The sequence below is a fragment of the Halobellus clavatus genome (assembly GCF_900107195.1).
In the GTDB taxonomy this organism is placed as follows: domain Archaea; phylum Halobacteriota; class Halobacteria; order Halobacteriales; family Haloferacaceae; genus Haloquadratum; species Haloquadratum clavatum.
Window position 1 is genome coordinate 113137 of sequence record NZ_FNPB01000008.1, and the last position, 12853, is coordinate 125989.

Sequence of the window (12853 nt, forward strand, 5' to 3'; positions counted from 1 at the left end):
ACAGCGCGGCGTCCTGCTCGGCGTACGAGCGGCGAGCCACGACGTCGGCAGCCGATGGGGTCGATATGACCGAGCACGACGACGACGAGTCGGACGCCGCTATCGACTCGCCGACCGACATCGACATCGTGTTGATCGCTGCAGTCGCGGCGAACCGCGTCATCGGCCGCGATGGGGAGATGCCGTGGCACCTCCCAGCAGACCTCAAGCACTTCAAGCAGACGACGACGGATCACCCCGTGATCCTCGGACGGAAGACCTACGAGACCGTCGTGGCGGGACTCGGCGAACCGTTCCCCGAGCGGACGAGCGTCGTCCTCACCTCGCAGTCGCTCGACCTTCCGGAGTCGGCCGTCGTCGCCAACTCGATCGAGGAGGCACTCGAACTGGCCCGCGACGATGCCGCCGAACGTGGCGTCGACACCGTCTACGTCGCGGGCGGCGGGCGGATCTACGAGCAGTTCCTCCAGCGGGCGAGTCGGCTCGTGCTCACCGAGATTAACGAAGCGCACGACGGTGACACGCGCTTTCCCGCCTGGGACGACGCGGCGTGGACAGAGGTCGAGCGGGACGAGCGCGACGGGTTCGACTTCGTGACCTACGAACGCGTCGACGAGTGACGCGAACGGGAAGTTTCCGTGCCAAAATTTACCACACCCCCCTGCGAACGCTTGCGTATGTCCGCAACGTTCGAGCTGTTCGAAGACAAGTCGGGGCAGTACCGCTGGCGACTAGTCCACTCCAACGGCAACATCATCGCCGACGGCGGCGAAGGCTACGCGACGAAACAGAAGGCCAAGCAGGGCATCGAGAGCGTCAAGGATAACGCGCACGACGCGGACGTGGTCGAAGTCGACGGGTGAGCATCTCGACGGGTGAGCATCCGACCGGGGGTCGCTCTCGGTTCCGGTAATATCGTGTGACGCTGGTGGCTTTATCCGTCCCCGGCCCGGAGTAGGGATAGATGAACCGAAACGACCAGCAGGCGTACGACCGCGGGACGTCGCTCTTCTCCCCGGACGGACGCATCTATCAGGTCGAGTACGCACGCGAAGCCGTCAACCGCGGCGCACCGAGTCTCGGCGTCCGGACGAACGACGGCGTCGTCCTCGCCGCTCAGCGCCGGACGAGTTCCCCGCTGATGGAGGGTGATAGCATCGAAAAGTTGCACAAACTCGACGATTATCTCGGGGCCGCCTCGGCCGGGCACGTCGCCGACGCTCGTCGACTCATCGACGGCGCACGGACGGCCGCACAGCGCAACCGCCTGCGGTACGGTGAACCGCTGGGCGTCGAGACGCTCACCAAAGACCTCTCTGACGAGATCCAGGAGACGACTCAGGTGGGAGGAACCAGACCCTTCGGAGCGGCGCTCCTCGTCGCCGGGCTGGACGGCGACGATCCCGATGCCGACCCGCGACTCTTCCAGACCGACCCGTCGGGCGCACCGCAGGAGTGGCGCGCCGTCGCCATCGGCTCCGGCCGCGACGACATCCAGGAGTTCCTCGAAGACAACTGGACGGACGATCTCACGCTGGACGACGGGGTCTCGATCGCCATCCGTGGGCTGCTGGAGTCAGAGGCCGAACTCGACGCCGACAGCATCAGCGTCGCGACCATCACGACCGAGGGCTACGAAGTCGTTTCCGAGGACGAGATCGACGCGGTCGTCGACGAACACGCGCCCGAGGATAGCGACGACGACGACGAATAACCGCCGTCTCAGGGCTCACGAGCCGGGGGCCTCCGTACGCTACACCACCGCACGGCGCTGGTAAAACGGAACCGTTTTACACATCCCGGCGATATCCAGAAGTGCGAGATAGCTCCGTTGGTGTAGTCCGGCCAATCATCTTGCCCTCTCACGGCAAGGACCAGGGTTCGAATCCCTGACGGAGCACTCTTTTTCCGTCGCCGTCCGGTGGTTTTTCCCAGTGAATCAGAGGTATATCCATCGGTGAGTTCGAGAAATCCGACGCAGACATCAGATGGGTATAGGCAGCTCCGATAGCTCCTTTCGCTTCAGTACCACTCGGAGAGTCCCCCGTAGCACGGTGCTTTGCTCAACTATAATGAAATTTCTATAATATTTTATTTGATAATTTCAACTAAAAGATTATACTGCAGATGAAAGTACTCTCTGTATGGCCAAAGCAGCGTATGGGAGAGAGGACTTCGGACAAGGTGGCCTGAACAAGCAATTAGACGTAGACTCACTGCTCGAGCAGATCGATCTCGACCGAGACGAGATCGCCTGGCGAAAGGACTTCATCGACTTCGACGAGGACGACGAGCGCCGCCTGCAGCAGTACGAAGGCGTGTTCCGGGAACACGCTGACCAGGTCGCCGAAGACTTCTACGACAACCTCACCGACTACGACCAAACGCTCGAAGTTATTGGCCGATCAGAAAAGAGCGTCGAGCAACTCGGGCGCACGCAGTCCGCCTACCTGGTAACGCTCGTGAGCGGGGACTACGGGATGGAGTACTTCCGTGATCGGGCTCGCATTGGCAAGATCCACGATATTCTGGAGATGCCGATGAAGCACTATCTCGGCCAGTATGGCGTCTATTACGAGCTGATTCTCCCACTCATCGGTGATCATCTCACCGAGACGCTTACCGACCGGCTGGGCGGCACCGAAACACAGAGTGAAACGGAAGCCATCATCGAAGAAACGGTCGGTGACACGATTCAGGACCTCCTCTCGATTCTTCGCATCATCAATCTCGATATGCAGGTCGTCACGGACACGTACATTCATTCCTACAGTCAGAAGCTCGCAGACGAAATCGAGCGCAACGAACGACTGATGGCCAACGTGCAGAGAGAGGTCCAGGATCCGGTCGAAGACCTGCGGACGATCTCTGCGGACGTTTCGGACAGTGCCGAGGATATCTCTGCGACGGCTAACACGCAGGTCGAACAGATGGACGAAATCGCATCTGAGGTGGCGAACCTCTCGGCGACGATCGAAGAGATTGCCTCGACGGCCGATCAGGTCGAAAACACGAGCGATCGCGCCGAAGAACTCGCGCAAGATGGCAAAGTAGCCGCCGACGACGCGGCAGAGACGATGACCGATATCGGCGATGCCGCCCAGACAACTCGCGAGGATATGCACCAGTTACAGGATGGTATCGAAGAGATCGACGAATTTGCCGTCGCTATCAACGATATCGCTTCACAGACGAACATCCTCGCGCTGAATGCACAGATCGAAGCCGCCCGCGTTGGTGAGGCTGGCGAGGGATTCGCCGTCGTGGCGGAGGAGGTGAAGAGCCTGGCTGAAAAGTCTCAAAACCGCGCTGATGACGTCGAAGAGCGCGTTGCAACGGTCAAGGACGACACCGAACAGACCGTCGAGAGTCTCGCCGAGATGACCGAGCAGGTCGACCAGGGGATCGACCAGGCCCAGGACGCGATGGCCAAGTTGGTCGACATCGCCGAAGCAATTTCGGAGACCGCCAACGGCATCGGCGAAGTGTCCAATGCGACCGACGACCAGGCGGCAAGCAGTGAGGAAATCGCTTCGATGGTCGACGAAATCGTGGGCCAGACCGAGAGCGTGGCTGCAGAGATTGACGACTTAGCCGCGGCAAATCAACAGCAGGCGACGATGGTCAACGAGATCCAGACCACCATAGATACGCTGACAGATAGCACCACGGCGACCGACGGTGGACAGGAGAGCAGCGGAGGCGAGGCATCGGCTGGTTCGGTGTCAATCCCGGATGATCTGCCCGAGGGAATCCCCGACTTCGTCGTCGAATCACTCCCCGAGGAGACACTCCGGAAGATCGCTCGCGGTGAACTCGACGCGACCGACGTCCGCTGATCGTTCGTCACTCCGTCCCCGCGATGTCCCCGTTTGTGTCGTGCAATTTGTCGCTGAATAGAGTCAGATATATATCCAGTCCACCCGACCTAGATTCGAAGCGTGAGGGTCGAATTTGCGTGTGTCATTTGCGGTGAAACAGCAACGGCGACAGTGAACGAAGACGAGGTTCGCGCTACCGATCGGCCGCTGGAGACGTTGCGTGACTGTCCGAACTGCAATCTCGAAACGATTTGGACGGAGTCCTGAGGCTCCGGGGCTCAGTCCGAGACGGCGGACACGAGGATTCGAGATCCCGATCGAGGCCAATTTTTATGCGGATTTGTGCCGGATACTTCACTATGTGCGGTGACTCAGCGGAGGACCGCCCTGCCGTGACCGACGCCGAGTCGGCGTTTATGACGCTGAGTCACGACCTCCGGCTGAAGATCCTCCTGGCGCTGTGGAACGCGTCTTCGTTCTCGCTCTCGTTCTCCGAACTGCGCAAGAGCGTCGGCGAGCGCGATTCGGGGAGCTTCAATTACCACCTGTCGGAGTTAGAAGGCCACTTCGTCGCCGATACCGACGACGGGTACGAACTCCAGTATCCCGGGCACCGAGTCCTCGATGCGATCCAGAGCGGCGTCTTCCACGACCAGGCAGCGATCGGTCCGGTCGAACTCGAAGCGCCCTGCCCGGCCTGTGGCGAACGGCTGACGTTCGAGTACGATACGGATTACATCGCCCTCCGCTGCGCACGCCGGTTGACCGCCCCCACAACTGTAGGATTAAGGCCATCGCACGGCCACGGGTGGTATGGACGTCTTCAGCACCGACACGCCGATCATCGGGATGGTCCACCTCCCACCGCTTCCGGGGGCTCCCGGTTTCGAGGGCGACCGCGAGGACCTTCGCCGGCGACTCCGTCGGGACGCGACGGCCCTCGAATCGGGCGGCGTCGACGGCATTATGCTCGAAAACTTCGGCGACGCTCCGTTCTATCCGGACCGCGTGCCGCGCCACGTCGTCGCCGACGTCACGGCACTCGCGGAAACGCTTCGCGACCAGATTTCCATCCCGTTCGGCGTGAACGTGCTCCGGAACGACGGGCAGAGTGCGCTCGGCATCGCCGCCGCGACGGGCGGGGCGTTCGTCCGAGTGAACGTCCACACCGGTGCCCGGCTCACTGACCAGGGGATCATCGAGGGGACGGCCCACGAAACGCTTCGGCTCCGTGAGCGACTCGACGCCGACGTGGCGATCCTCGCCGACATCGACGTGAAGCACTCCGCCCCGCTCACCGAGCGGTCGTACAGCGAGGTGGTGAGCGAACTCGTCGACCGCGGCGGGGCCGACGCTATCGTCGTGAGCGGTGCCGGCACCGGCGAATCGGTCGAGACGAGCGTGCTCGAACGGGTGGTAGAATCGCGCGATGCACAGGCGCTCGACGTCCCCGTGTTGCTCGGCAGCGGTGTGACATCAGAAACCGCGCCGGAGCTGCTCTCGCTGGCCGATGGCGCGATCGTCGGCACGGCCCTCAAACGCGGCTCTCAGACGACGAACCCCGTCGACGAGGCGGCGGTCGAGCGTCTCGTCGAGGCCGTGTCTCACTGACTCGACAGGAACGCTCGAACGTCGCTCGCTGTGGGAAGGGTGCCGCGTGCGCCCACCGCAGTACAGTTGAGTGCCGCGGCAGCGGCGGCAAAGCGCCCTGCGTCCCGTGCGGAGTGACTCTCGCGCATCCACGTGTGGATGAGGCCCGCGGTGAACGTGTCGCCAGCGCCCGTCGTGTCTTCGACGTCCACGTCGAAGGCCGGAATCTCGGTCACCCTGCCCTCGTGTACGAGGAGCGCCCCCTCGGCCCCCTGGGTGACAGCGGCACGAGACACGTTCCGCTCGGAGAGTGCGGCGGCCGCGTCGTCGCCCCCACTACCGAAATACGACTGCGCGGCGATGTCGCCCACCACGAACAGATCGACGACCGGGAGCAGTCGATCGATCGTGGCGGACGTCGTTCCCCGGCCTTCGAGTTCCGAGAGCGGCCCCGCGAGGTCGAATACGAGCCTCGAAACCTCACCTCGTTCACGAGCGCTCACAAGCGCAGAGACCACCTGGTCCGGTGCGTACGCGCTGGTGAACACGACATCCGCATCACTCACGTACTCGAGATCCTGCTCGTCGAGCCGCAGATTCGGGACGCTCGGGCCGCCGGCGACGATCATCCGTTTCCCGTCGGGGTCACGGAGAATCAGGGTGTAGGACGACTCCTCGGGACCGGTGCGCAACCGGGCGCAGTCGAGTCCGCGGTTCCGGAGGTCCGCTTTGATCTCGTCTGCGGCATCGGCACCGACCCGCGAGACGATCCCCGTGTCGTTCCCGAGTCTCGCCAGACCGGAGGCGACGTTGGCAGCGACGCCGCCGACGTCGGTGGCGTGGTTGCGGACGAACGCGCCGCCGTCGGGTTCCGGCAAGTTCGAGAGACCGTATCTGTGATCGATCACCGCACTCCCGACCGCAACCGCATCTAACGACGACATTGGCTGCCGTAGTGGACCGATCGTGTTGAACCCACAGGCGACGAGTTCGAAGATGCTGTTGGCTTTCTCTCGATCAGTCCCGCAAACGCTTCCCCGTCGCTGAGATCACTGTCTGTGAATCCGTTCGGGTACGTAGCCACCGCCACGATGGCTACGGATCGATGTGGTGGACTGCGTCGGGCGAGAGCAACCGGCCGGTCGGCAGCGCGATCCACCCGTTTGGGAGCATCCGGATTCGTCCCTGGTGGAGCACTCGCTCCTGTTCGAAGTCGCCGTAGACCGTGGCCTTCTCGTATTCGATGACCGATTCGGACGTGAACTCTTCGGAGATCTCGTCCCAGACCGACGTGGTTGAAATCACCATATCACGCGCCTCGGGTTTCGACGTATTGATCCTTTCTACGACCCTGATAGTGACCCCGATCGGAGTCGGACGAACCCTTATGTGACAGTCCACCGAACTCGAACGTATGATTCAGCGCCTCTGGAGGGTCTTCCTCAACCGCCTCGGAAGGTCCGAAGAGGAGGCCGACGGGCGTGACGCCGAGACGTTCGTTCCGTCGCCGCTCGATCTGTCCGTCAGAATCGGGCACGGGGGGCGCGACGACGAGGTGGCGCGCGAACTCTCGAAGATCGACGACCGCGCGGCGGAGTTAGAGGACGCCCGACGCGAGGAGTGATAGTGTTTACTCTCATCTCTTACCGCCGGGCGCTGCCAACGGGGGTGGCGCTCGGCGGTAAAAAGTGAGAGTAAACACTATGAGTACCGCGCGGGGAGGGGTGTGGTCGACGGCAAGACGGGAGTCGTCGAGTGAGAGCTGTTCTGGATCCGATGCTGACCGCGCCCCCGGGCGACAGTGAGCGTCGAAACTATTTCGAGCCGCCCCCTCGCTCTTCGAGTATGGAGCAGCCGTTCGCTGAGTATCTCGACGACTTCACGCGCCGTGACTGGCAGACGCTCGACCCCGAGGACGTGAGCGCCCCCGTCCGCATCGCCGTCGTGGGTCTGGGGTGGTTCGCTCGCGAGTGGGCACTCCCGGGCATCGCGCGGTCGGCGTTCACCGACGCGACCGTCGTGACCGACGTTGACGCGGAGGCGGTCGAGACGGTCGCCGCCGAACGCGACGTCCACGGCGTCAGTCCGGAGGAACTTCGCGCTGGTAGCGTGGCCGACGAGTACGACGCGGTCTACGTCGCGACGCCGAACGCCACGCACCTCGAGTATGTGACTGCCGCCGCCGAACAGGGCAAAGCGGTGCTGTGCGAGAAGCCGCTCGAGGCCACCCTCGACCGCGCTCGACGACTCGTGAGCGCGTGCCGCGACGCCGGAGTGCCGCTGATGGTCGGCTATCGGATGCAGACCGATCCCGCAGTGCGTCGGCTTCGCGACCTGGTTCGGGCCGGCGTCGCCGGCGACGTGATCCACGTCCACGCGACGATGTCGCAGACGATGCTCGGCGAACTCGGCAGCGACCACGACCAGTGGCGACTCGACGCCCAACTCTCCGGTGGGAGTGCGGTGATGGATCTCGGCGTGTACCCGCTCAACACCATTCGGTTCGTCCTCGGGACCGATCCGGTACGCGTGTCCGGACGGACCCGCACGGAGCACGAGGCGTTCGCCGACGTCGACGAGCACGCGATGTATCGACTAGAATTCCCCGGCGGCGTCGACGCGATGTGCACAGTGAGTCAGAATGCCCAGCACGCGAGCCGTCTCGAGATCACCGGGACGGACGCCAGGCTGATCCTCGATCCGGCGTTCTACGAGCGCGAGGACCGCGGGTTCGCGCTCGACCGCGGCGGGACCCGGATCGACGTGGATTTCGAGCAAGTCCATCAACTCGAAGAGGAGTTCGCTTACTTCGGTCACCAGCTACTGGCCGAGGAGCCGTTCTCCCCGGACGGGGACCACGCACTCACCGATATGGAGGCGCTCGACGGGATCTACGAATCGGCCGAGACCAGAGAGCCGGTGGCGCTCTCGGGTGAACTGCCGGACTGACTCCGGGCCTCACCGCTCGATGCCGTACACGTCTCGCGACCAGTCCCGCGTCGGCGTGTCGTAGACCGGCTGATCGCGATCCCGGCCGTCGAGGCGTCGTCGGTCCGCCGGATCGAGGTCCCAGTCGAGATCGGCGTTCGCCCGCACGTGCTCCGGCGACGAGGACCGCGGCAGCGCGACGATTCCGCGGTCGAGTGCCCACCGAAGGATCACCTGCGCCGGGTGTTTGTCGTACGTCTCGGCCAACTCCTGGACGGCTTCGTCTTCGAACACCGCTGCCCGGGCCAGCGGCGCTGCCGCCTCGACGACGGTGTCGGTCTCCTGGCAGTACTCGACGAGTTCGGGGCGCTGGAACCACGGGTGGAACTCGACCTGATTCACCGCGATCGGGACGTCCGCGATGTGCTGCGCACAACTCAGTTGATACGCGCTGAAGTTCGAGACGCCGACGTTGCGGACGAGGCCCCGCTCGTGCAGTCGAGCCATCGCCTGCAACGACTCCCGCAGCGAGATTGCCGGGTTCGGCCAGTGGATGAGATAGAGATCGAGATAATCGGTTCCGAGTCGCTCCAGCGACGCCTCACACGAGCGGATCAGCGACCCGTAGTCAAGGTGTTTCGGGAGGACCTTCGACGTGAGGAACACGTCGTCGCGGTCGTACTCCGCGAGGACCTCACCGATGACCGTCTCGTTGTGATATCCCTCGGCCGTGTCGATGTGCGTGTACCCGGCGTCGAGTGCCGCGCGAACACTCTCGGCTGTCTGCTCGTCGTCCAGTCCGTACGTGCCCAATCCGAGTGCGGGCAGTTCGTCACCGCTCGGGAGCGTCTGCGTCGAGAACGTCACAGCAGCGTGTTCGGCAGATCCCCGATTGAAACTACCGCTTCGCGCTCCCCGAACAGCCAACGGAGCAGACTCGACCCCCCGGGGACGAGGGCATCGGGGCCATCGAACTGCAGACCCCCCACGAGGACCGCGAACCGTACGCCGCGTTAGCCCACGTCGAAGTGTCGACTGCGCGTCTTCCCAGACCCTCGATACTCCGTCCCATCACCGCATCAGAGCCTCAGGAGTCTCCGATCACGGCGCTTGGTTCTGCTCGTTGCTCGAACTGCTGGAGCGCAAACCTGTGGCGGCAGACGCGGCGGCCCGGTGTGCGGAGGTTCGGTGGGGGCCGGTGAGTGAAAATCGCGGTGGAGGGCCGATGCGCAGCGGTCAGTGTGGAGGGCCAGTGTCCGGAGATTGCGGTGGAGGGCCGATGCGCGGGGATGCGTTCACTGCCGGTGCAGTCGCCTGGGCGGGGCGGTGACGCCGGAGGACTCAGGCGGCCTGCATCCACGCAAGTGTACCGGAGAGAAGCGTAAAAGCACTACGCTGACAAAATAATACTATTGCTGACGCTAGCGACGTTGATAACAGTAACAGAATAACCGCAGTATTCATACGCGAACTCCCGTTACCCCCTTCCATATGAGTGACACCACCGACGCCGCAAACGCGCAGCAGGACCCCGAAGCGGTCTCCTTCGAGGGCCTGAACGTCTCCGATCGGGTCCACATCGTCCCGCTGGGCTACGAGTACGAACGGGTCACGGTTCCGGCGGTCCGGATGCGGGCCGACCGCGTGCACCTCGTCTACCACGAGGGCGACGATCCCGACGAGCGCCCGGGCTACTACGAAGACATCCACGCGGATCTGCGCGCGGCGGGTATCGAGATCGACGACGACACCGTCTGCGACATCTTCGACCTCTACGACACCCTTCGAACCATCGCCGAACTCATCCAGGCCAACCGGGCACACGACGTCTACGTGAACCTCGCCGCCGGCGGCAAGGTCACCGCGATCGCGGGGATGATCGCCTGTATGGTCACGGGCGAGGCCGAGCCGATCTACGTGAGCGCCGCGGAGTACGGTCAGGACAAAGAGGTGCCAGTGGCCAAAGACGTGACGAGCGTCTCGCGACTCCCGACGTATCCGATCCAGGCGCCATCGCGCGACCCGCTGGTGCTCCTCCAGTACATCGTCGAGGAGGGACCGGTCACCAAACAGGAGTGCATCGAGTTCGCCGTCGCCGCCGGCATCGACCCCCTGGCGCAGCATTCGGCGGACGATACCCGCGGGCTGTACCGACTACTCGATTCCCACCTCCTCGACTCGCTCCGGGCGGACGAGTACGTTGAAACCTACAAGCAGGGGCGGAACAAGTACGTCCAGGCGACCACTGAGGGCGAGAACACCCTCGACGCGTTCTCGTATATGTTGTAACGGCGGTCGTCACCGACCGGTGGCGCCCACGGAGTCAGATCGACCGCTACCCCCTGTCTGGACCCTGCCACGAGGCTTACTTACCTCCTGTGTATAGCCTTCGAGACAGCCGTGAGATCCCCCAAGTTCGACGATTTCGACCACGAGGCGCATATGCAAGCCGCATTCCAGTGCGCTCGTGAGGCGGCGGCGCGAGGCGACGAACCGTTCGGATCGGTGCTCGTCCGGGACGACGAGGTGATTCACGCCGAGTCGAACCGGGTCGTCACCGCCTCTGATCTCCGGCGGCATCCCGAACTCCACCTCGCCCAGCGCGCGCACCGGGCGCACAGCTCCGCGGAGCGCGCTGCGATGGTGATGTACACGAGTACCGAACCGTGTCCGATGTGCGCCGGCGGGATGGCAACCGCCGGGTTCGGCCGCGTCGTCTACAGCGTCGGGGCCGACGAAATCGGGTCGTTCACCGGTAGCGAGCCGGCCGTTCGCGCCGAATCCATCCTCGACGGCGTCACCGAGGTGGTCGGGCCCGTTCTGAACGACGAGGGGCGGGAGATCCACCGCTCGTACGATTGGTGAGACGACTGCCACTGGGCTTCCCAGCCCCCGCGACCACCTGGACGAGACGAGACGTCCCGACGGCCACGTGCCGTCGGTTCCGAAGGTCTCTCCGGGGCCGGAGGATTGAGGGCGGCGGCGATAGTACCGACGGGTACCTTCGGTGATGGTTGTTCGCGATTCCATCTCGCGTGTCCTCGCCCTCTATCCCGCGGCGCTCGCCCGGCTCGGACTCGTCGACCGGGACCAGGCGGCGGACGCGTTCGACCTGGCGGTTCCGGTGATGGTGACCGGTGGGCTCCGGGTCCTCGTCCGGATCGCGGACTTCCTGATGGTGGGCATCGCGCTGGGCGACGCAGCCATCGCCGGGCTGGAACTCGGCTTCCAGTACTACTTCATCGGATTCGGGCTGTCGCTGGCGATCTCCTCGGGAACGATCAGCGTCGTCTCCCGGCTTCAGGGTGCCGGCCAGCCCGACCGCGCGAACCTCGCGGTCAAGCAATCGGTGTGGCTCGGACTCCTGATCTCGATACCGCTCACCGTGGGCGCCTGGCTGTACGCCGAACCGCTCGTCGGCCTGCTCAGCGACGATCCCGCGGCAGTGGAGTACGGCGCCACGTACCTCACTCTCGTGATGCTGTCGATGGCGCCGCGGTTCTGGTCGATGATCGCCGCGCGGGCCCTCGCGGGGAGCGCCGACACGCGGACCCCGATGTACGTGCGGTCGCTGACGCTGCCGACGAACGTCGCTCTCAACGCGCTCTTAATCTTCGGAGTCGGGCCGATCCCCGCGCTCGGCATCGCGGGCGCGGCGATCGGCACTGCAGTCGCGAACGCCGTCGCAGCCGTGGCGTTTCTGGCCCTCCTCGTCTCCGGCGACTACGCGGTCAGGCTCCCGCTGCGCGGGCGACAGTTCGATCTCGACCTCATCACGGAGGTCCTCCGGGTGGGACTGCCGCTCTCGGGGATGCGGCTGGCACAGACGTTCGCGCGGTTCCCGTTCCTGTTCATTCTGGGCGTTCTCGGGACGCCCGCACTGGCGGCCTACGCGATCGCCCGGCGGGTGATGTTGCTGGCGCTGATGCCGGCGTGGGGGTACTCCACCGCCGCATCGACGCTCGTCGGCCAGCACATCGGTGCCGGCGACGACGACTTGGCGACGGCCTACGGGTGGCAGACGCTGCGGATCGCGCTGGTGACGCAACTGCTCTTGGCCGGCGTCATCGTGCTCGCTGCACGGCCGATCGCGCTAGCGTTCGGGACCCAGTACGTCGGACTGACCGTCTCGTTCATCCGGCTGTTCGGCGTCGCCGTCGCTGGCTTCTCGATCTCGCGGACGATGCGCGGGGGTCTCCGCGGCGCCGGCGACACGCGCTGGCCGCTGTACGCGATGGTCGTCGGTGCAGTCTTCGTCCGACTCCCGATCGCGGTGCTCGCGCTCCCTGTCGGCTTCAGTATCACCCTTCTGGGGCTCGGCTTCGCACCCGGACTCGGCCTCGGGTTCCCGGCGGTGTATCTCGCAATCGCCGCCGACTTCTACGTGAAGGCTGCGGTGAACACCGGGCGGTTCTGGTCCGGGCGCTGGCGCGCGGTCGCCCGCGCGTCGGGCATCGGGACCGCAGACTGAGTCGCGGTCCGCGACGGACGAGCGTACGGAACGGCAGGGATGT

13 protein-coding genes, 1 tRNA gene and 1 pseudogene are annotated in these 12853 nt (G+C 64.5%); 12 read left to right on the plus strand and 3 right to left on the minus strand.

Going from position 1 to position 12853, the window contains the following annotated elements; genetic code table 11:
• Positions 1–65 precede the first annotated feature (65 nt).
• From BLU74_RS12355 to BLU74_RS12380, 7 genes and pseudogenes are all read left to right on the plus strand, one after another.
• Positions 66–620, plus strand: a complete 555-nt coding sequence (locus tag BLU74_RS12355) for a dihydrofolate reductase (protein ID WP_089767671.1) — start codon at positions 66–68, stop codon at positions 618–620.
• 57 nt (positions 621–677) lie between these two features.
• Positions 678–863: an HVO_2922 family protein gene (locus tag BLU74_RS12360; RefSeq protein ID WP_089767673.1), complete on the plus strand. Its 186-nt coding sequence runs from the start codon at positions 678–680 to the stop codon at positions 861–863.
• A gap of 101 nt (positions 864–964) precedes the next feature.
• A complete protein-coding gene (gene psmA / locus BLU74_RS12365) occupies positions 965–1714 on the plus strand; it encodes an archaeal proteasome endopeptidase complex subunit alpha (RefSeq protein WP_089767676.1) in 750 nt (249 codons plus the stop codon).
• A gap of 111 nt (positions 1715–1825) precedes the next feature.
• A tRNA-Glu gene (locus BLU74_RS12370) sits at positions 1826–1900 on the plus strand.
• Between the two features lie 244 nt (positions 1901–2144).
• Entirely contained in the window at positions 2145–3839 is a 1695-nt protein-coding gene (locus tag BLU74_RS12375) for a globin-coupled sensor protein (RefSeq protein WP_175454638.1), read from the plus strand.
• Between the two features lie 398 nt (positions 3840–4237).
• Positions 4238–4441, plus strand: a pseudogene (locus BLU74_RS19680) (DUF7347 domain-containing protein); the annotation flags it as partial.
• 193 nt (positions 4442–4634) lie between these two features.
• On the plus strand, positions 4635–5432 hold the full coding sequence (locus BLU74_RS12380; protein WP_089767678.1) for a BtpA family protein: 798 nt from the start codon (positions 4635–4637) through the stop codon (positions 5430–5432).
• On the opposite strand, the gene BLU74_RS12385 is transcribed toward BLU74_RS12380, so the two are convergent.
• Positions 5426–6355 (minus strand): carbohydrate kinase family protein, encoded by a 930-nt coding sequence (locus tag BLU74_RS12385; RefSeq protein ID WP_089767680.1) that lies wholly within the window; start codon positions 6353–6355, stop codon positions 5426–5428. The genes BLU74_RS12380 and BLU74_RS12385 overlap by 7 nt on opposite strands.
• Positions 6356–6506: 151 nt before the next feature.
• On the minus strand, positions 6507–6719 hold the full coding sequence (locus tag BLU74_RS12390; protein ID WP_089767682.1) for a hypothetical protein: 213 nt from the start codon (positions 6717–6719) through the stop codon (positions 6507–6509).
• A 106-nt stretch (positions 6720–6825) separates the two neighbouring features.
• On the opposite strand from BLU74_RS12390, the gene BLU74_RS12395 reads away from it, so the two are divergent.
• Together BLU74_RS12395 and gfo6 are read left to right on the plus strand one after the other, a co-directional pair.
• Positions 6826–7035 carry a hypothetical protein gene (locus BLU74_RS12395; RefSeq protein WP_089767683.1) on the plus strand — a complete coding sequence of 70 codons (210 nt, stop codon included), beginning with the start codon at positions 6826–6828 and terminating at the stop codon, positions 7033–7035.
• 221 nt (positions 7036–7256) lie between these two features.
• On the plus strand, positions 7257–8360 hold the full coding sequence (gfo6, locus tag BLU74_RS12400) for a D-xylose 1-dehydrogenase Gfo6 (RefSeq protein WP_089767685.1): 1104 nt from the start codon (positions 7257–7259) through the stop codon (positions 8358–8360).
• A 9-nt stretch (positions 8361–8369) separates the two neighbouring features.
• On the opposite strand, the gene BLU74_RS12405 is transcribed toward gfo6, so the two are convergent.
• Positions 8370–9206, minus strand: coding sequence for an aldo/keto reductase (locus BLU74_RS12405; protein WP_089767687.1), 837 nt, complete (start codon positions 9204–9206; stop codon positions 8370–8372).
• A gap of 624 nt (positions 9207–9830) precedes the next feature.
• Between BLU74_RS12405 and BLU74_RS12410 the strand changes: the two genes are divergently transcribed.
• The 3 genes from BLU74_RS12410 to BLU74_RS12420 all read left to right on the plus strand — a co-directional run bounded on the left by BLU74_RS12410 (position 9831) and on the right by BLU74_RS12420 (position 12810).
• Positions 9831–10628: an HFX_2341 family transcriptional regulator domain-containing protein gene (locus tag BLU74_RS12410; RefSeq protein ID WP_089767690.1), complete on the plus strand. Its 798-nt coding sequence runs from the start codon at positions 9831–9833 to the stop codon at positions 10626–10628.
• 111 nt (positions 10629–10739) lie between these two features.
• A complete protein-coding gene (locus BLU74_RS12415) occupies positions 10740–11204 on the plus strand; it encodes a nucleoside deaminase (RefSeq protein WP_281241855.1) in 465 nt (154 codons plus the stop codon).
• Positions 11205–11349: 145 nt separating this feature from the next.
• On the plus strand, positions 11350–12810 hold the full coding sequence (locus BLU74_RS12420; protein ID WP_089767694.1) for an MATE family efflux transporter: 1461 nt from the start codon (positions 11350–11352) through the stop codon (positions 12808–12810).
• Positions 12811–12853 lie beyond the last annotated feature (43 nt).